This is a genomic window from Pseudocoprococcus catus (assembly GCF_019734885.1).
GTDB lineage: Bacteria > Bacillota > Clostridia > Lachnospirales > Lachnospiraceae > Coprococcus_A > Coprococcus_A catus.
Window position 1 is genome coordinate 173536 of the sequence record NZ_JAAXCM010000020.1, and the last position, 18262, is coordinate 191797.

At 42.5% G+C, this 18262-nt stretch carries 18 protein-coding genes; 17 read left to right on the plus strand and 1 reads right to left on the minus strand.

What is annotated here, in order from left to right; translation table 11 throughout:
- Positions 1–12 precede the first annotated feature (12 nt).
- The 17 genes from HED67_RS02780 (at position 13) to HED67_RS02860 (ending at position 16444) form a co-directional block, all read left to right on the plus strand.
- The gene (locus tag HED67_RS02780) at positions 13–996 is read left to right on the plus strand and encodes an electron transfer flavoprotein subunit alpha/FixB family protein (RefSeq protein ID WP_178439712.1); all 984 of its coding nucleotides are present in this window, start codon (positions 13–15) and stop codon (positions 994–996) included.
- Between the two features lie 156 nt (positions 997–1152).
- Positions 1153–1548, plus strand: a complete 396-nt coding sequence (locus HED67_RS02785; protein WP_178439709.1) for a hypothetical protein — start codon at positions 1153–1155, stop codon at positions 1546–1548.
- 252 nt (positions 1549–1800) lie between these two features.
- Positions 1801–2067: an HPr family phosphocarrier protein gene (locus HED67_RS02790; protein WP_178439706.1), complete on the plus strand. Its 267-nt coding sequence runs from the start codon at positions 1801–1803 to the stop codon at positions 2065–2067.
- Between the two features lie 26 nt (positions 2068–2093).
- Positions 2094–2327 (plus strand): acyl carrier protein, encoded by a 234-nt coding sequence (gene acpP, locus HED67_RS02795; protein WP_178438976.1) that lies wholly within the window; start codon positions 2094–2096, stop codon positions 2325–2327.
- 48 nt (positions 2328–2375) lie between these two features.
- A complete protein-coding gene (locus tag HED67_RS02800; RefSeq protein WP_178438973.1) occupies positions 2376–2798 on the plus strand; it encodes a hypothetical protein in 423 nt (140 codons plus the stop codon).
- Positions 2799–3074: 276 nt separating this feature from the next.
- Positions 3075–3980, plus strand: a complete 906-nt coding sequence (locus HED67_RS02805) for a LysR family transcriptional regulator (RefSeq protein WP_221717455.1) — start codon at positions 3075–3077, stop codon at positions 3978–3980.
- Positions 3981–4342: 362 nt separating this feature from the next.
- Positions 4343–4753 carry a MaoC family dehydratase gene (locus HED67_RS02810; RefSeq protein ID WP_215632721.1) on the plus strand — a complete coding sequence of 137 codons (411 nt, stop codon included), beginning with the start codon at positions 4343–4345 and terminating at the stop codon, positions 4751–4753.
- 51 nt (positions 4754–4804) lie between these two features.
- Positions 4805–6214 carry a GntP family permease gene (locus HED67_RS02815; RefSeq protein ID WP_221717456.1) on the plus strand — a complete coding sequence of 470 codons (1410 nt, stop codon included), beginning with the start codon at positions 4805–4807 and terminating at the stop codon, positions 6212–6214.
- A gap of 23 nt (positions 6215–6237) precedes the next feature.
- Positions 6238–6420 carry a hypothetical protein gene (locus HED67_RS02820; RefSeq protein ID WP_221717457.1) on the plus strand — a complete coding sequence of 61 codons (183 nt, stop codon included), beginning with the start codon at positions 6238–6240 and terminating at the stop codon, positions 6418–6420.
- 192 nt (positions 6421–6612) lie between these two features.
- Positions 6613–7815, plus strand: a complete 1203-nt coding sequence (locus HED67_RS02825) for a class I SAM-dependent rRNA methyltransferase (RefSeq protein WP_221717458.1) — start codon at positions 6613–6615, stop codon at positions 7813–7815.
- 80 nt (positions 7816–7895) lie between these two features.
- Entirely contained in the window at positions 7896–9236 is a 1341-nt protein-coding gene (locus HED67_RS02830) for a bifunctional folylpolyglutamate synthase/dihydrofolate synthase (protein ID WP_221717459.1), read from the plus strand.
- Entirely contained in the window at positions 9223–9705 is a 483-nt protein-coding gene (locus tag HED67_RS02835) for an HD domain-containing protein (protein ID WP_215632725.1), read from the plus strand. The genes HED67_RS02830 and HED67_RS02835 overlap by 14 nt, the downstream gene beginning before the upstream one ends.
- Positions 9706–9718: 13 nt before the next feature.
- On the plus strand, positions 9719–10528 hold the full coding sequence (folP, locus tag HED67_RS02840; RefSeq protein ID WP_178438955.1) for a dihydropteroate synthase: 810 nt from the start codon (positions 9719–9721) through the stop codon (positions 10526–10528).
- A gap of 233 nt (positions 10529–10761) precedes the next feature.
- A complete protein-coding gene (gene folK, locus HED67_RS02845) occupies positions 10762–11586 on the plus strand; it encodes a 2-amino-4-hydroxy-6-hydroxymethyldihydropteridine diphosphokinase (RefSeq protein WP_178438952.1) in 825 nt (274 codons plus the stop codon).
- A 26-nt stretch (positions 11587–11612) separates the two neighbouring features.
- Positions 11613–12752, plus strand: a complete 1140-nt coding sequence (locus HED67_RS02850; RefSeq protein WP_221717460.1) for a bifunctional chorismate mutase/prephenate dehydratase — start codon at positions 11613–11615, stop codon at positions 12750–12752.
- 19 nt (positions 12753–12771) lie between these two features.
- On the plus strand, positions 12772–14307 hold the full coding sequence (locus HED67_RS02855; RefSeq protein WP_221717461.1) for a Ppx/GppA phosphatase family protein: 1536 nt from the start codon (positions 12772–12774) through the stop codon (positions 14305–14307).
- A gap of 4 nt (positions 14308–14311) precedes the next feature.
- A complete protein-coding gene (locus HED67_RS02860; RefSeq protein WP_221717462.1) occupies positions 14312–16444 on the plus strand; it encodes an RNA degradosome polyphosphate kinase in 2133 nt (710 codons plus the stop codon).
- Between the two features lie 178 nt (positions 16445–16622).
- Here HED67_RS02860 and HED67_RS02865 read toward each other — a convergent pair whose 3' ends face one another.
- The gene (locus HED67_RS02865) at positions 16623–18095 is read right to left on the minus strand and encodes a hypothetical protein (RefSeq protein ID WP_178438939.1); all 1473 of its coding nucleotides are present in this window, start codon (positions 18093–18095) and stop codon (positions 16623–16625) included.
- Positions 18096–18262: the final 167 nt, after the last annotated feature.

Sequence of the window (18262 nt, forward strand, 5' to 3'; positions counted from 1 at the left end):
GGAGGAATTACAATGGATTTCGCAGAATATAAAGACGTTCTTGTTGTTTTAGAGCTTGATGAAGGCAAGCCGGTTAATGTCAGCCTTGAAAATATCGCTGCTGCTAAATCAGTAGCTAATGGCGGCAAGGTTATTGCTGTTACAGTTTGTGAAAATGCTGCAAAGGCAGCAATCGAATATGGTGCAGACAGCGCAATCGTAATTGAAGGCGCTCAGTTTGAAGCTTACAATGCAGATGCAGTAGCAGATGCAGTAGCTCAGATTGCTGCAGAAGTTAAACCAGCTGCAATCTTTACAGGTGCAACTGGCAAAGGCAAAGATTTAGTACCTAGAATCGCTGCTAAACTGGCTACAGGTTCAGTTTGTGATGCAACAGGTGTTAAATTAGATGAAGCTGGCAATATCGTATTTACAGTTCCTGCATATGGCGGCACTATCCTGACAGACGTTGTTATCGACAGCGTAAGACCTCAGGTAGCATCTATCCGTGGCGGTTCTGTTCAGAAACTTGAGCCAGAAGCTGGTAAAGCTGGTGATATCGCTAAGAAAGCTATCACAGTTGCTGATGATCAAATCAAACTTCAGATCAAAGAAGCTGTAAAAGAAATCGCTGAATCCGTTAATCTGGAAGAAGCAGAAGTTATCGTTGCCGGCGGTCGTGGTATGGGCAGCAAGGAAAACTTCGATAAATTACAGGAACTGGCAGACATCCTTGGCGGTGTTGTTGGTTGTACAAGACCTGCAATGGAATCTGGCTGGATCAGCCGTGCACATCAGGTAGGCCAGTCCGGTAAGATCGTAGCTCCAAAGGTATACTTTGCATTCGGTATTTCAGGTGCTACACAGCATGTATCCGGTATGATCGGTTCCGGTTATATCATCGCTGTTAACAAAGATGAAGATGCACCTATCTTTGATGTTGCAGATGTAGGTATCGTTGGCGGTGCTACAGAAGTTCTTGATATCATGATCGAAGAATTCAAGAAGAACAAATAATAGAATTTTATGTGACAGGAGAGGCTGATACTTCGGTATCAGCCTTTTTGTTTCTTAATTGTTTATAATTATTATATACTTCCTTCATTGACCGGAGAGGATTTTTGTTGTACTATTATCCTTAGAATATAGAAGTTAAACGAAAGAAGGTATTTCATGAAAGAGCGGTTACAACGGTTCATGATTGGGCGTTACGGCAACGATCAGCTGAATCAGTTTATTTTCATATTGGCCATTATCAGTATGGTACTTGAGATTTTTACGAGACAGTCTCTGTTTTATACATTGACATTGATTTTATTGATTATCGGATACGCGAGAACATTGTCCCGGAATATCAATAAACGTTATGAGGAGAATATGAGGTTCCTTGAGAAGAAAGATGCGATATTGAATAAGTTCCGCAAGCAGAAATATTATGCGGCGCAGCGCAAGGATTTTCATATTTATACATGTCCGACCTGCAAACAGAAAATTCGTATTCCGAAGGGAAAGGGTAAGATCAGTATTACCTGCCCGAAATGCAAGGCATCTTTCATAAAAAAGAGTTGATAATATCCAATTATTTTGTAATTTTTTTGAAAAATAAGATGTTTTTACCTGAAAAAGATGGTATAATAAATCTGTTGTATAATTTTTATGTACAGCAGGTTTTTATTTTACGCGAGCAACGAGCCAAAGTCCGTGCTTGCACGAGACCTTGGCGACTGCCGCGATAACTTGAGAAACTCGCGGAGCGTGTTTCTCATAGTTTTGATAGGTGTGAAGATTGGCTATCCTATTTGTACGGAGGGATGATTGAATATGGTTGAAAGGAAGGTTAAGGTTGCAATTCCATGCGGTATGCATATCAGGCCGGCTGGGATTGTATCACATACGGCAACAGGGTTTGAATCTGAATCAAAAATTATCTTCGGATATCATGTGATCAATACTGCCAGTATACTCAATCTTGTTGCCAGCGGTATTCAATGCGGGGATGTTGTAAGTGTTGAATGTGACGGTCCGGATGAGCAGGCTGCATTGGATGGTATAACGGCCGTATTGCAGGATTCAACGATCAAACAATAAAATATCATTGATAAAGGAGTATGAAGATGTTAGAGAAGATTAAGGCGCTTTTAGCAGAAGAACTTGGTGTGAATGAGGATGAGATCACAGAGGCAACTTCTTTCAAAGAAGATCTCGGTGCGGATTCTCTGGATTTATTTGAACTGGTAACAAATCTTGAAGAAGAATACAATATTGAAATTCCTGCGGAAGAGTTGGAGAAACTGACAACAGTTGGGAAGGTTATTGATTATCTGAAGAGTGTGAATATCGAAGCTTAGTTTTTGTGCTGCAGCAGAGAATCAAGGACTGATAGGAGAAAAAGTAGAATGAGTAAGAACAGCACCAAGAGTGCAAAAAAGGGCACAAAGAATGAGAAGAAAAAAGGTGTTAATTTTTTCTTTGTACTGGTTGAATTTGTACTGTGCAGTTTCCTTATAGCCAGTATTTCCATGAAGATGATTCTTCCGGGAATCCTCAGTGCGTTTCTGGCGGTCTTTATCACATCATTTCCGGATACAGTATTAGAGAAGCTTGGGAAAGAACCAATGAACAGGAATATCCGCTTCGCCGTCGGTGCGATTGGATTTGTTCTTTTGTGCTATATCGTTCCTGACGGTAAGATTGCTGAAGTGCGTCAGCGTCAGGTGGATGCGGCAGTAGCCAAGCAGAAGGCTGCGATGCAGTCGACAGAGTCGGAGAGCAGTATGGAGACAGAAATCGAATCAGTTTATGAATCTGCATCTGAGTAAGAATGGCCGAAATAGTTAGAGGACAAGTAAAACAGAGAGAATGGCAAAGCTTTCGGGCTTTGCTTTTCTAAAATTCGAATTATGAAAAAAATTCATAGCTTAAATGGACATAAAAGCTTCATGGTGTTATTCGGAAATGGTATAATCAATTTATGGAATGTAAATAATTGGATTATACTTTTTATGTAAATTTTATGTTTAGCGAATGGCATCATGATGGACGGTGTTATTTTTTTGTATTTCTCACTAAAGAGAAAGAGAGGAACAGGATGTATTATGAATTTGAAGCATTTATCGTATTTTGTGGATATATCAAAGCGTGAAAGTTTTACTAAAGCAGCAGACGATATTTATGTTTCACAATCTGCATTAAGTAAATCGGTGAAATCGTTGGAACAGGAATTGAATGTTACATTGATTGACCGTACAAGTAAGAGCTTTAATCTGACAGAAGAAGGCAGGATTCTTTATGCAGAAGGAGAGAAATTGCTGCGATATATAGATGAGAGTCAGGATGAGATTATAGAGAAGATACATCGGAGCAGGAGAAGACTCAGAATAGGTATTCCACCGGTTATTTCAACTGTTTATTTCAGCCATCTTTTATTTCGCTTTATCAAACAGTATCCTAATATTGAACTGGAAATCTCGGAAGTTGGTGCGAATATTGTCCAGAACCAGGTAGATGCGGGAAGCATTGATATCGGTGTTGTTATTTTACCTATTATTAATGAAGAGAATTATCAGATCATTCCGGCGATGTCCTCGGATAATGCATTGATTGTTAATAAAGATCATCCTCTGGCCAGCCATGATGAAGTCAGTTTCAGGGAATTGGTACATGAGGATTTTCTGATATTAGACAGTACCTATATGCTCCATGACAGGATCATCAAGAATTGTGAGATTGCAGGATTTTACCCTCATATTACAACAGAGAGTTCCCAGTGGGATTTCCTGGCAGAGATGGTTGCTTACAATCAGGGCATCAGTATTTTGCCGGTTCCGATTATGGAGAGATTTTATTCCAGTGAGAGAATTAAGATGGTCCGTTTGAGAGAACCGGAATTCCCATGGAATATTGCTATGATTTTCAAGAAAGAGAAATTAATCACAGCTCAGATGAAAGATTTTATACATTTTGTTGTCGATAATAAAGACACTGTTAAAGAATATACATAGTTTATTCAACTATTCCAATATGGAAACAAGTATAGAATTAATTCATGACCAATTGAATTATGCATACTTTACAAAATGGGGTGATATTTGTTAAAATGAAGATGCAAATTCACAGTACCTTTATATATTTATTTCACAATTATGTGGGTAAATGTTCATAAAAGATTGTATGCAGTTGCAGTGAATGACGATAGAGAGAAAGTTATTACTCGAATTGTATGTGATTTTTATAACAAAAGGTGCTTGTTCCATGTGAGAAACTGGAAATCTATTCCCTATCTTATATGGTTGCCGTACAGATAGTGATATTTGTCGTTAAGGTGTAAAAAGGGAGAAAAATCTTTAAAAAGGAGGGTATGATTATGACAATTCAGGAAATGAAGATTGGTGATCATGCAAGTGTAACTAAAACTGTTTCAGAAACAGATGTTTATCTCTTTGCTGGTATTACAGGTGATTTAAATCCTGCACATACCAATGAGGTAGCTGCTTCTAAGACAATGTTTAAGACAAGAATCGCACATGGTATGCTGGGTGCAGGTTTTATTTCTGCAGTACTTGGCATGTACCTGCCGGGCCCGGGAACAATCTACATGGGTCAGGAGCTGAAGTTCACTAAGCCGGTTCATATTGGTGATACTGTTACAGCTACTGCTACAGTTGAAGAGATCATTCTTGAAAAGAACAGAGTGATCCTGGATACTACAGTTGTTAATCAGGATGGCGAAGTCGTTATCAAAGGTAAAGCAACTGTTATGCCTCCAAAGGCTTGATCTTGCGGAAAAACTGCTTAGAAAAATTACATAAATAAGGGAGAGAAAATTATGTTATCAGTATTGGCGATTGTTATATCATTGGTATTGTTGATTTATTTGGGTTATAAAGGATGGTCTATCGTCCTTCTTGCACCGATTCTTGCTCTGCTTGCAGCTGTTCTGACTGCAATCGTTACAGGTGGTCAATTCCACATTCTTGCAACTTATACGGAAGTATTTATGACTAACATGGCTGGTTATGTTAAGAGCTACTTCCCATTCTTCCTGCTTGGTGCTATTTTCGGTACTGTAATGGATCAGTCTGGTTCAGCTATGGCGATCGCAGATTTTATCTTCGATAAGCTTGGTAAAGGTAAAGAGGCATTAGCTGTTGTTCTTGCTTGTGCAGTTATCACATATGGTGGTGTATCTCTGTTCGTAGCAGCATTTGCTATTTACCCAATCGGCGCTGTACTTTTCAGAAAAGCTGGTATTCCAAAGCGTTTCCTTCCAGGATGTATCGCTCTTGGTGCTTTTACATTCACAATGACAGCTATTCCGGGTACACCTCAGATTCAGAATACAATTCCTATGAAGTATTTCGGTACAGACGTTTTCGCAGCTCCTATTCTTGGTATTATCGCAGCCCTGATCATGTTCCTTGGTGGTATGGCTTGGCTGACAACACGTATCAAACATGCAATGGCTAAGGGTGAAGGCTATGGTGATCATCCAAACGAAACACTGGCTCAGATCGACCATTCTAATCTGCCATCCTTTGGTACAGCTATTATCCCGGTTATCGCAGTTATCGTTGTTAACTTCGTATTATCCAAGGTTGTATTTGTTGCTGCAAATGCAGACAAGTATGCTTATCTGGAAGGTGAACCATACAACACAGCACTTACTTCTGTAGCTGGTACATGGGCACTTGTTATTGCTTTGATCGTTGGTATTATTCTCGTTATCATCTTCAATGCGAAGAGATTCAAGAAAGGTATCGTTGAGACATTAAAAGAAGGTGTTTCCGGTTCTTTCCTTGCAGTTATGAATACAGCATCTGAGGTTGGTTACGGTAACGTTGTTAAGACACTTGCTGGTTATGAAATCCTTGCTCATGCAATGCTGGCATTATCAGCAGGCAATCCACTGGTTGGTGGTGCGATTTCTACATCTGTTCTTGCCGGTGTTACTGGTTCTGCTTCCGGTGGTATGTCTATCGCTCTTGCAACATTTGCAGAAACATTCAGCAAACAGGCCGAAGCAATGGGTATCAGCCACGAAGTACTGCATAGAGTAGTTGCTGTTGCTTCCGGTGGTATGGATACTCTGCCTCATAACGGCGCCGTTATCACACTGCTTGCAGTAACAGGTATGACACATAAGGAATCTTATATTGATATCGGTATGAATACAGTTATCATTCCTTTGATTTCTTGTGTAGTTATCATTATCCTTGGTTCAATTGGTATCTGCTAATCCAGGAAAAGGCAAATCTGTTTTTGACAGACTATACATATGAACATAATAAAAACTGCCGTTTTGACGAGCAATCGTCAGACGGCAGTTTTTTTGCTGTGTTCAGAATTTATTCCCAGACGGCGGTGCGGGATCCGGATACGTTGTCTGTGGAAAAACGAAGCGGTCCTATTTATTATGTAGCCGGCCGGGAGACGGTCACGTGACACAGAACTGACCCTGCAGTCTGTACTTATCTCATCCGGCCGTAAAGAATGTATTCTTTCTTCATTAACAGTCTATGCATCTGCAGGTGTATTTTATACATATAAATAGCTTGATTATCATGAAAATAAATGATAAAGTTGTACATGACATAATGATTTATAGAAATAGATGAAGATATAGGAGTAGATAAAATGGGACAGGCAGTTGTAGTGCTGAAAAAAGGTGAAGGACGTACCTTAAAGTCCGGCGGTGCATGGGTCTATGATAACGAGATCGCATCCGTAACAGGCAGCTATGAAGATGGTGATATGGTGATCGTAAGAGATTTTGATGGTTATCCTATGGGCCGTGGTTTTATCAATCGTCATTCCAAGATCAGAGTCCGTTTGATGACACGCCATGTGGATCAGGAAATTGATCGGGATTTTTTGAGGGAAAGACTTCAGGCTGCATGGGATTATCGTAAGAAAGTAACAGATGTATCCAGCTGCAGGCTTGTGTTTGGAGAGGCAGATTTTCTGCCGGGCCTGGTAGTTGATAAATTCTCAGATGTACTGGTGGTACAGGTGACAGCCCTGGGTATGGATCGAATGAAACTTGATATTGTCGATCTGCTGAAGGAGATTCTTCTGGAAGACGGTATCAATGTCAGGGGGGTCTACGAGAGAAGCGATGGCAAATACCGTGACCAGGAGGGGATGGAACGTGTCAAAGAGTTTATTGGTGAGCCTTTTGACACCAACGTTCCGATTATTGAGAATGGTGTCCGTTATATCGTTGATGTTAAGGACGGACAGAAGACAGGCTTTTTCCTGGATCAGAAGTATAATCGACTGTCTATTCAGAGACTGTGTAAGGGCGCCAGAGTGCTTGACTGCTTTACACATACAGGCTCTTTTGCATTAAATGCAGGTATTGCAGGTGCAGCTGAGGTCACAGGTGTGGATGCATCCGAACTGGCTGTGCACCAGGCAGAAGAGAATGCAGCTCTTAATGGTCTGCAGGATACAGTGCATTTTCAATGTGCGGATGTATTTAATCTGCTCCCTGAACTAGAGAAGCAGGGGGAGAAATATGATGTTGTGATTCTGGATCCGCCTGCATTTACCAAATCAAGAAATTCTGTTAAACATGCCATGAAAGGCTACAGAGAAATCAATATGCGTGGTCTGAAACTTGTGAAAGACGGAGGCTTTCTGGCAACATGTTCCTGTTCACATTTCATGACCTATGAACTTTTTACTGAAATGCTGCATCAGGCAGCAAGAAGTGTCCATAAACGTCTGCGTCAGGTAGAATACCGTACACAGGCTGCGGATCATCCGATCTTGTGGTCAGCGGATGAGTCTTATTACCTGAAATTCTATGTGTTCCAGGTTGTGGATGAGAAGTAAGCTTCAGATAAAAGTTAACCAGATGCAGGATGAATGGAATAAAGGATGTTTGAGAAGATAGTCATGAATGGAGGCCGATCATGAATTATGATGAGGCAATAGAATATATAGAAACAGTCAGCTGCAACGGGATTATGCCGGGACTGGTGAGAATTCAGGCATTGCTTGAAAAAACGGAACATCCAGAGAAAAAGTGCAATGTGATTCATGTGGCAGGAACTAATGGCAAAGGATCTGTTTGCAGCTATATTTCTTCTATATTGATGAAGGCTGGATACAGAGTGGGACGATATGTATCTCCGACACTTTTTGATTACAGAGAACGGATACAGATTAATGACAGCTGGGTTTCCAAAGCGGATACGGCTTATTGGATGAGCAGAGTGCGTGAGGCCGATGAAAAAATGCAGGCTGAAGGTATGGAAGGGGCATCAGCCTTTGAGTTGGAGACAGTGATGGCTTTTCTCTATTTTAAAGCATCAAGATGTGATTTTGTTGTTCTGGAGACAGGAATGGGGGGAAGACTGGATGCCACGAATGTGGTGCCGCATCCCCTTGTTTCGGTAATCACTTCTATTGGTATGGATCACATGAAATTTTTGGGGGATACCATCGAGGCCATTGCCTCCGAAAAGGGAGGAATCATCAAAGACAAACGTCCGGCGGTTATTGGGGCCGGGCGCAGGGAGGCTGTCGATACATTGGTTGAAATTTGTCATCAGAAACACTGCCGGTATCGGATTGTTGACAGAGACGCAGCAGTTATTCATACTGCGGATCTTTATGAGGGACAGATATTTGATTATGAGAACTGCCGTAATGTCAGAACCGTTATGGCAGGATGCTGTCAGCCCTGGAATGCATCCATTGCCATGGCTGCGGTGGAATTGCTCTGCGAACTTCCGGCAGGTGATTTTCCTGCGGGCATTTCAAAGCTGCCGGGGCAATGGATAGATCAGCAGAAGATGGCAGAGGGAATCGCATCTGCCAGATGGCCGGGAAGATTTGAGGTACTGGAAGATGTGCCGCCGCTTATCATTGACGGGGCACATAATCCGGATGGGGTAAAGAGTCTCATAGATTCTATAGCCCTATATTTGCGGGATTGGCCGGTGATTTTGGTTATGGGAGTTTTTGCAGATAAGGATTATACACAGATGCTGGAGATGGTATCGGCATATTCGAATACATTGATCGCGTTTAAACCCGGGAATCCAAGAGGTCTGTCATCCGACGCCCTGGCAGAGCGGGCGTCGCATTATTTTAAACAGGTGACGGCAGCAGCCAGTCAGGAAGAAGCCCTGAAGACGGCGAGAAAGCTTGGTGCGGGAAAGGCAGCCATTGTATGTTTTGGATCACTTTCCACAATGGCAGGGTGGTATCAATTAACAGGAAGGAAATCTTCAGATGGAGAATATTGACAGAATTATTCATCATCCCATTTTCAAAATGTCCATGAAAAAGATTGGTGAGTGTGAGAAGAACAGAGAATTCTGTTGCCATGGTATATCCCATAGTCTGGATGTGGCACGGATGGCGTATATTGTCAATCTGGAACAGCACCTGGGTATTTCAAAGGAAATGATCTACGGGGCAGCGCTGCTGCATGATATCGGAAGATGGCGGCAGTATGAGGAGGATATTCCCCATGAAGAGGCTGGAGCTGCCCTGGCGGCAGATATTTTGGAGGATACATCTTTTAGCAGGAATGAGATCAGGCAGATTCTCGAGGCAATAGGCAGCCACAGAGAAAAGCCATCTAAAGAAGTGGAAATTTTTTCGCATCTGCTTTATCAGGCAGATAAAAGATCAAGAGTATGCTGGCTTTGTGAAGCACAGGATGCATGCTATTGGCCGAAGGAGCAGAAAAACAGGACGATCATGGATTAACGGGAGGCATAGAATGCAGATTGGCAATAAAATATTTGATACAGCAAAGCATACGGCGATAATGGCTATTTTAAATGTGACGCCGGATTCTTTTTCAGATGGCGGCAGTTATAAAAGTATGGATGATGTCAGACATCGCGTGCAGCAGATGATCAAAGAAGGTGCAGAGATCATCGATATCGGAGGAGAATCAACGCGGCCGGGACATGTACAGATTTCAGATGATGAGGAAATTGCAAGGGTTGTGCCGGTGGTTGAATGTCTGAAAAGGGAGTTTGATATCCCGCTTTCTGTGGATACTTATAAATCAGCGGTAGCGAAAGAAGCGATTGGAGCAGGCTGTGATCTGATCAATGATATATGGGGGTTGCAGTGGGATTCGAAGATGGCAGGGCTGATCTCTGAGTCAGGTGTGGCCTGCTGCCTGATGCATAACCGCAAGGAGGCAGATTATCAGGATTTTCTTTTGGACTGCATGCAGGATATGAAGAAAATCATACAGACTGCAAAGCAGGCCGGTATAGCAGATGATAAAATCATTCTTGATCCGGGTGTTGGTTTTGGCAAGACCCTGGAACAGAATCTGTTGGTAATGAAAAATCTTGAACGTTTCAATGATTTCGGATATCCGGTGCTGCTTGGTACATCCAGAAAATCTATGATCGGCCTGACCCTTGATTTGCCGGTTGATCAGAGAGTCGAAGGAACGCTTGTCACTTCCGTGTGGGCCGTGCAGGCACATAATGGTTTTGTTCGTGTTCATGATGTGGCTGCCAATTACCGTGCCATTCGTATGGCAGAAGCCATCAGAGATGTCAGATAGGAAAGTGATGGATGCCGGGAAAATGTTCGGTAAAAATACAGCGATCCATTGTTTTTTTGTAACTGTTCAGAGCCAAGCAAAATTTCAAAAACAGGTATAAAATGCTTACATTTTTAAGTCTGTTTTTGAAATTTTATTTGGCGGATACGCCACACCGACGAAATGCGTAGCATTTTGGAGGTTAGCTCTGAACAGATACGATTTTTTAATAAATGGAAAGGGGAGACCTGATTTTGGATAAGATATGCATAAGAAGACTGGAAGTTTATGCCTATCATGGTGTTTATGAAGAAGAAAAGCGGTTGGGCCAGAAATTTTATATTACGGCAGAATTGGAATTGGATACTAGAAAAGCAGGTGTGACGGATGATCTTCAGGCATCTGTCAACTATGGTGAAGTCTGCCAGAGAATGGCAGAGTGGACAAAAAAGAACAGAAGAAAGCTGATCGAGGCAGCGGCTGAAGATCTGGCCAGATATTTGCTGCTGCAATACCCGATGGTCAGGAAAGTGACGTTAGAGCTGGAGAAACCGGGTGCGCCGGTGCCGTATGCATTTGATACGGTATTGGTTCATATTGCACGAAGCAGACACAGAGCACTTCTTGGCATCGGAAGTAATCTTGGAGATCGGCAGATGAATCTTGCGGCTGCCATTCAGCTGCTCGATACAGTGCCGGATGTAAAGGTATTGAAACGTTCGCCTTTTTATGAAACAGCACCGTATGGCTATACGGATCAGCCGGCGTTTATCAATGGATGCCTTGAAATTGAGACATTGTATACACCGGAAGAGCTTCTTGTACTGCTTCATGATATCGAACACAAGCTGGGAAGAACAAGAGAAATCCATTGGGGACCAAGAACGGTGGATCTGGATATTCTTTTTTATGATGATCTGATCCTGGATACACCGGATCTGCAGATACCGCATATTGATCTGGCCAACAGAGAATTTGTGTTAAAGCCGCTATCGGATATTGCCGGTACATTCAGACACCCGCTGCTTAATCAAACAGTCAATGAACTGCTGGCGGTATTGAAGAAAAAGAACAAATAATTACAATTGAGACAGAGGACAAACAGATGGATTTAGGCGTATTAAGAGACCATATAGATGACATTGACAAACAGATCATTCGTCTTTTTGAGGAAAGAATGGATGTGGCAGAACAGGTGGCCCGGTATAAGATCGGCTGCGGAAAACCTGTCTATGATCCGGTGAGAGAGCGCAGCAAAATTGAGAGAGCAAAGGATATGGCAACGAGCAGTTTCAACGCCCGGGGCGTGGAAACATTATTTAATCAGCTGATGGCCATTAGCCGTGTGCGGCAGTATGAACTGGTTGCAGAGGCACATCAGGACAATTTTGGCTTTGTGGAATACAGCGGGGATCATTCAGGGGCCAGGGTCGTCTTTCAGGGCGTAGAAGGGGCTTACGGCCATCAGGCGACACTTGGTTACTTTGGTAAAGATGCGGACTGCTATCATGTTAAAACCTTTGAGGATGTCATGAAGGAGGTTCATGAGGGTCGTGCGGATTATGGTGTTCTGCCGGTGGAGAATTCTTCAACAGGTATTATTACGGATGTCTATGATCTGATGCATCTTTATGACAATTACATTGTGGGTGAATATGTTGTGAAGGTGGAGCATGCGCTGCTTGGTCTTCCGGGAACAGAGATCGATCAGATCAAAACGGTTTATTCACATCCGCAGGGATTACTTCAGTGCAGCAGATTTCTTGATGAAAAGCCGGAATGGGAACAGGTCAGCCTGCAGAATACAGCGGTTAGTGCAAGAAAGGTGCTTGTGGAGCAGGATAAAACACAGGCGGCTATCGCATCACCTGCAGCAGCAGAATATTATTCACTGTCCGTGTTGAAGGAAAAGATCAGTGACAATGACAATAATTCCACGCGATTCATTATCATTCGCCACAAAAAGGAATATGTAAAGGGTGCGGACGGCATCAGCATTTCCTTTGAGCTGGCCAATGCCCATGAGACAGGAAGTCTTTATCATGCACTTGGCTTTATTATTTATAACAGTCTGAATATGACAAAGATTGAATCCAGACCGATCCAGGGGGCAAAATGGCGCTATCGTTTTTTCATTGATTTTGACGGCAATATCGGAGAAGCACCTGTTCAAGATGCCTTAAGAGGTATGGCGCAGGAAACAATTAATTTTAAGATACTTGGAAATTATATTCAGGTTGAGTAAATTAACAGGGGGGATCAGCATGTCATACAAAACGCTTGCTGCCATTAATGTGGGGTCCGGAGAGGTCAGTATGAAAATCTATGAGATTTCCAGAAAGACGGGTATCCGGGAAATAGACTACGTTCGTTACTATATCGAACTTGGCAGTGATACTTATACGAAAGGCTATATCGAATATGATCTTGTCAGAGAACTGTGTGATGTTTTGGAACGCTTTTCCATGAAAATGGAAGAATATAAAGTTGAAGATTATCTTGCTCTGGGCAGCAGTGCGCTGATCGAGGCCAGCAATTGTGAACTCATTGTAGACCAGATCCGTGTGCGGACAGGCCTTGAGGTGGGAACCATTGACAATGCCCAGCAGCGTTTCCTTTTGCTGAAATCGGTAGCCCGGGGGATGGAAAACTTTGAACAGCTGATTCGTGATGGGACAGCGATTGTGGATATGGGATCAGGAAGCCTTCAGATTACGATTTATGATGACGGCAAACTGATCTATACCCAGAATCTGAAGCTGGGGTCTCTTCGAATCAGGGAAATTCTGGCAGACTTAGAAGGGCAGACAGATAATTTCGTCAACGTCATGGAAGATTATATCGGCAATTATATCGATACATTTTCAAGACTTTTTATGCATGGGCGCAAAGTCCGGCATATTATTGCTGTCGGTGAGGAAATGGAGTCCATTGTCAAAATTATAGGCAGTGACGGCAGGAAGAGTTTTATGGAGCGACCTGCTTTTGATGCAGTATGCGATAGTGTGCTGGCAGCCGGAGAAGAAGAATTGTCTGCAAAGTTCAGCATTCCTTATGAACTGGCAACGGTTTTAAAACCGGCCATCATCGTTTACAGAAAGATCATCGAGATTTCCGGTGCGGAGAAAATATGGGCAGCAGGCTGTGATCTCTGCGATGGCATGATTGTTGATTATGCCGAAAAGCAGGAGGAGATCGAACCTGCCCATTATTTTGCGGATGATATTGTTTCTTATGCAAGAACAATTGCCAAACGTTATGACAGCAATAAAGAGCATACAGGCAATGTAGAAAAGACTGCGCTTGCAATATTTGACGGTATCAAAAAGAGGGCAGGACTGGATCCGAGGGACCGTATGTTGCTTCAGATGGCCTGTATTCTTCATGACTGCGGCAAATATGTCAATATGCTTGGGGGCACGGATTACAGCTGTGATATTGTCAGGGCCACGGAATTTGTGGGTCTTTCGGAACAGGAAAAGAGAATTGTTGCGGACACTATTAAATATAATGCCTGGAAATCTGTGCCGAAGCTTTCAGAGCTGAAGGCTCCGTTAAAGCGGATGAATTATATTCGTATGCTGAAACTGGCGGCGATTCTTCGTCTGGCTAATGGTATGGACAGAAGTCATAAACAGAAGATACGCAAGGTGACCACAACCTTTAAGGAGAAAGAATTGATCATTCGTGCGGATACGATCTATGATATAACTCTTGAGCAGAGTACGATTGAGAACAAGAGTCATTTCTTTGAGGAAATTTATGGATTTAAACCTGTATTGAGAATGAAGAGGAGGTAGGATCATGAGCCGTCGATTTGAACAGCCGGAAAATTACAGAAACCGTGAACTGAGTTGGCTGGAGTTTGATTACAGAGTACTGAGTGAAGCCAGGGACAAGAGTCTGCCGCTTTTTGAACGGCTGAAATTCCTAAGTATTACGGCCTCCAATCTGGATGAATTTTTTATGATCCGTGTGGCATCTTTAAAGGATATGGTCCATGCAGGATATACAAAACCGGATATTGCGGGCATGAAGCCTCAGGAGCAGTTAAAGCATATCGGCAAAAAGACTCATGAACTGGTGGGTGTTCAGTACAGCACGTATAATCGCTCTTTCCTGCCGGTTTTAAAACAAAATCACATGGTCATTATCGATCAGTTTGAAGATCTGAGCCCGACACAGGCGGAATTTGTCGATGAATACTTTATGAGAGATGTTTACCCTGTGCTGACGCCGATGGCAGTTGATTCATCGAGACCTTTTCCTTTAATCCGCAATAAAACACTGAATATCGGTGCGCTGATCAGAAATGAAGAGCAGGCGGGAGAGTATGATTTTGCAACAGTCCAGGTGCCGAATGTGCTGCCGAGAATTGTCATGATTCCTTCCGAAAATGAAGAGGATACGACAGTCATTCTTCTTGAGCAGATCATAGAGAAAAATATCCAGAAGTTATTTTTAAATTATGAGGTAATCTGTGCGCATCCGTACAGAATTATGCGAAATGCGGATTTGTCTATTGATGAGGAAGATGCGGCGGATCTTTTGAAAGAAATCCAGAGGCAGCTGAAAATGCGGCAATGGGGAGAGGTTATTCGTCTGGAAGTGGAAGAAAATATGGACCGGCGTCTGCTGAAGATCCTGAAAAAAGAACTGGATGTAGCGGAAGAGGCTATTTATCGGATCGGCGGTCCGCTGGATCTGACATTTCTGATGAAAATCAGTGGTTTTGAAGGCTTTGACCATTTAAGATATGACAAATATATTCCTCAGCCGGTAAAGGGCATGAATACCGAGGAAGATATTTTTACCCAGATCAGGAGAAAAGATATTCTGCTGCATCATCCCTATCAGACATTTACACCGGTTATAGAATTTGTCCGTCAGGCATCCAAAGATCCGGATGTGCTGGCAATTAAGCAGACGCTCTACCGTGTCAGCGGTAATTCTCCGATTATTGCTTCCCTCGCAGCGGCTGCAGAAAACGGCAAACAGGTAACTGTACTTGTGGAGCTGAAAGCACGTTTTGATGAGGAGAATAATATCCTTTGGGCAAAGATGCTTGAAAAGGCAGGATGCCATGTTATTTACGGTCTGAGGGGGTTAAAGACTCACAGCAAGATTACCCTTGTTGTCCGCAGGGACGAGGACGGTATCAGACGATATGTCCACCTTGGTACGGGTAATTACAACGACCAGACGGCCAAACTGTATACAGATATGGGTTTGCTTACCTGCTCAAAACCAATCGGCGAAGATGCGACTGCTGTCTTTAATATGCTGTCGGGCTATTCGGAACCGCCGTATTGGAATAAGCTGGTGGTGGCACCGATCTGGCTGAGAGACAAATTTTTAAAGCTGATTCAGCGGGAGGCGGAGCATGCCAAAGAAGGAAAGGCTTCTCGGATTATTGCGAAGATGAATTCGCTGTGTGATGCGAAGATTATTGCAGCACTTTATGAAGCTTCCTGTGCAGGTGTAGAGATAGACCTGATTATCAGAGGCATCTGCTGTCTGAAAGCCGGGATTCCGGGACTCAGCGAGAATATCCATGTGCGTTCCATCGTAGGTAATTTTCTTGAGCACAGCAGAATTTTTTATTGCTATAATGATGGCTGGGAAGATATTTATATGGGAAGTGCAGACTGGATGCCGAGAAATCTGGACAAACGTGTAGAAATCATGTTCCCTGTGGAAGACGAGGAATGCAAGAAGGCTGTCAAGCATATCCTCAGTGTTCAGCTGGCAGATAATGTAAAGGCCCATATCCTTCAACCGGATGGCAGTTATGTCAAAATTGACAAACGCGGCAAAACCCTTGTTAATTCGCAGGCATATTTTTGCAAAGAAGCAGTGGGAGAGGCAAAAGACATGGAAGAAGAAAGTCTGCAGATACGGAGAGTGTTTGAACCATTGTATCATGTGGATGAGTAGAAATTCTCTGAGGAATCTCTGTTTAGATTAACAGTTCAGATTCGCGCGAGTGCGCATCACAGTCGCGTTAGTGCCTTTTTATGTAATAGAGAATTCCTCAGAATTTCCTATTACATAAAATAATGGCGGTCACATGTGAATCACATATGCGGCCGCCATTTGAATGAGGGTGTGCTAATTATTCAATCGAAAGCATACGGTCGATCATTGTACCGTATTTTTCGTAAAATCTGAAAACATCTTCGGACTGATAGACATTACAGAAAGATTCAGACTTCAGTGTATCAAAATACTGACTGATTTCGCTGATCAGGCTTTCATTCTGTATGGTATAAAAGCTTGGTCCGCACTGGGTGGTATAATGCTCCATATTCTTCAAAAACAGTTTGCGCTTATTGTTGTAAACGGACATCTGGAAAAGATATTCGGAGTTCGGGATACATTCATCATCAATGATGAAGAAACGTATTTTGGGATTCTTCTGGACCAGTTCCAGCACATGCTGAATGTGTTCTTTGCGTTCTTCAACAGACATATGGTAGACAACATCCGCAAAATAGATGGTACCGTCGGTAATGTAACGCAGCAGGTTGGTCTTTAAAAGATAGAAATCAATTTCACCCTTTTCAAAGATTTCTTCCCAGGTGATACCAAGATGTGCCACAAGCTGTGCCATGCTTTCGTCAAACCCCTGATTTCTGGCAGCCTGAATGAGCCTTGGGTTGATTTGGGCAGGAAGAAGGAATTCGAATCCCCGGGTAACCATAATCTGAAAACTGTTGTGGGCATAAAATTCTGTTCGATAGCCATTATAAAACAGTTCTTCAGAATCTGAAGAGTGGATCATCAGGCGACTCAAGGTGAATTCAGAATTGATTTTCTGGTACAGACTGTTGACCTGTGAAATATCCGTGATAATATGAGCAATGCTGATGCGGTAATCCTTATCAAGAGCACACTGAACAGCCACGCAGTTTTTGACAATAAACAGATTCATGTAATCCATACAGCTGTTGTTATAAAAGTCAAAATTGATATCATTGTAATTGTTCAGAAAATAATACAGCTTCGGGATGTAAGAATGATCGACGCCTCTTCGCTCGGGATTAATGCCCATTTTAATATGGACAGGTGCATTGTAATGATTGGTGTGTCTGGCTTCATAGGATAGATCCGGGAGAAATCCGCAGATATCCATGGTGCATAAAATATGACATGGCTCGTTCAGGCACTTTAACATCTGAGGCAGTTCAGTGACAAAAAAATTCTTGATATCCAACTGCCACAGCAGCATGCGCGGTGCAGTCAAACCGGACATATTAGGGTTTTCGGCGGTATCCTCATAGGAACGTTTATACGCATCTTTTAATAGCTGGAAAATTGTTGACGAAATTGAACTTTCATCATACGGACCGGAAGCGTTGAATTCAGCTGCAAACAGTGTTGCGTCCTCCTGGGCAACAATTTCCCGAGCAAAAACATCAGCAAGACATTTATTGACATTAGGGGCGGCTTTAGCAGCAGGCAATTTGCCTTTGTTGCACCATTTGCTTATGTACGATGTGTCATAACCTACGATTTCGGCAAGATTTGTTAATTTAATATTGGTGAAACGGATCAGTTTCTTTAACAAAGTGCCATAGGCGTTCATTGTGCATACCTCCCTCATGGTTTTCTGATATCCAGTATAACACTTAGAAATTGAATTTTCAATCAAAATTGAATAATATTGATTCATAATTGATTGAAATGATGAAAAAAGACGAAAGAGATGTCTTGCTTGATTTCATTTCTATATACAAAAAAACGGAGTACAAT